Annotated in this window: 1 protein-coding gene; it reads left to right on the top strand. The window is 41.7% G+C overall.

The features are described 5' to 3' along the window. A partial coding sequence (locus QM874_RS09780; protein WP_414317122.1) for an SspB-related isopeptide-forming adhesin occupies window positions 1–1,695 on the top strand: 1,695 nt, incomplete at both ends.

Here is a 1,695-nt window from a genome sequence, read left to right as displayed (position 1 = left end):
CTTACGATTCAGTAACAGGTGATGATGTCACAGCTAAGTTCGATATCACAGTTGAAGGTGGAGTGATCACTGCAACTCTTAAAGCTGGCTTCACGAAGTCACTTGGCGATGCAGAAAACACTCAAGTTATCGATACAACTAAGTTCGCCTTCGGACGTTACTACAAGTTCGACATCCCAACAACAGTGAAAGCTGATGTACCTGGCGGAGTAGATATCGAAAATACTGCGGCTCAAGTTGTGAACTACTACAACCCAACTACGAAGAAAGTTGAAAAACCAAGCAAACCAACTGAAAAACGTGTCAACAGCGTACCAGTACAAGTAGAGTTCAACTTTACTAAACGCTTGGAAGGTCGTGAGCTTAAAGCTAACGAATTCAGCTTCGTCCTTAAAGATTCAACAGGTAAAGTTGTTGAAACTGTAAGTAACGATGCGGCAGGAAACGTTAAGTTCTCAGCTATCGAATTCAAGAAAGAACAAGCAGGCGTTCACAACTACACTGTAGAAGAAGTAGCAGGAACAGACGCAACTGTAACATACGATACCATGAAAGCGAATGTAACAGTAACTGTTTCTCACGATGGAACAGCTAAAGTTCTTGTGGCAACTGTTGGCGAAATCGCTGATAAAGAGTTCAACAACCGTGTAACTCCTCCAGAAGAACCTAAGTTCCAACCAGAGAAATACGTTGTTTCTGAAGAGAAATTCGATATCACAGGTGACAAGCTCGTTGATGATGACAAAGAGTTGGCAGACAAGGTTGCGGATACAAATAAAGATCCTTACGCTGATAAGTCTGACAACAACGAAGCTCAAAACTTGAATACGAAGACTGTGAAACGTGGCGACAAGTTGGTTTACCAAGTATGGTTGGATACAACTAAATTTGACGCAGCTAACAAGGACAACATCCAATCAGTGGGAATCTCAGATGACTACGATGAAACTAAGTTGGAGCTTGATGCTACTAAGATCAAAGCTTACGATTCAGTAACAGGTGATGATGTCACAGCTAAGTTCGATATCACAGTTGAAGGTGGAGTGATCACTGCAACTCTTAAAGCTGGCTTCACGAAGTCACTTGGCGATGCAGAAAACACTCAAGTGATCGATACAACTAAGTTCGCCTTCGGACGTTACTACAAATTTGATATCCCAACAACAGTGAAAGCTGATGTACCTGGCGGAGTAGATATCGAAAATACTGCGGCTCAAGTAGTAAACTACTACAACCCAACAACTAAGAAGGTTGAAAAACCAAGCAAACCAACTGAAAAACGTGTCAACAGCGTACCAGTACAAGTAGAGTTCAACTTCACTAAACGCTTGGAAGGTCGTGAGCTTAAAGCTAACGAATTCAGCTTCGTCCTTAAAGATTCAACAGGTAAAGTTGTTGAAACTGTAAAGAACGATGCATCTGGAAACGTTAAGTTCTCAGCTATCGAATTCAAGAAAGAACAAGCAGGCGTTCACAACTACACAGTTGAAGAAGTAGCTGGAACAGACGCAACCGTTACATACGACACTATGAAAGCGAATGTAACAGTAACTGTTTCTCACGATGGAACAGCTAAAGTTCTTGTAGCAACTGTTGGCGAAATTGCGGATAAAGAGTTTAACAACCGTGTAACACCACCAGAAGAACCTAAGTTCCAACCAGAGAAATACGTTGTTTCTGAAGAGAAATACGATA

Source organism: Streptococcus infantis (assembly GCF_047463615.1).
In the GTDB taxonomy this organism is placed as follows: Bacteria; Bacillota; Bacilli; order Lactobacillales; family Streptococcaceae; genus Streptococcus; species Streptococcus infantis_X.
Note: the sequence above shows the minus strand (reverse complement) of the source record. Positions and strands in the feature narration are given on the sequence as shown.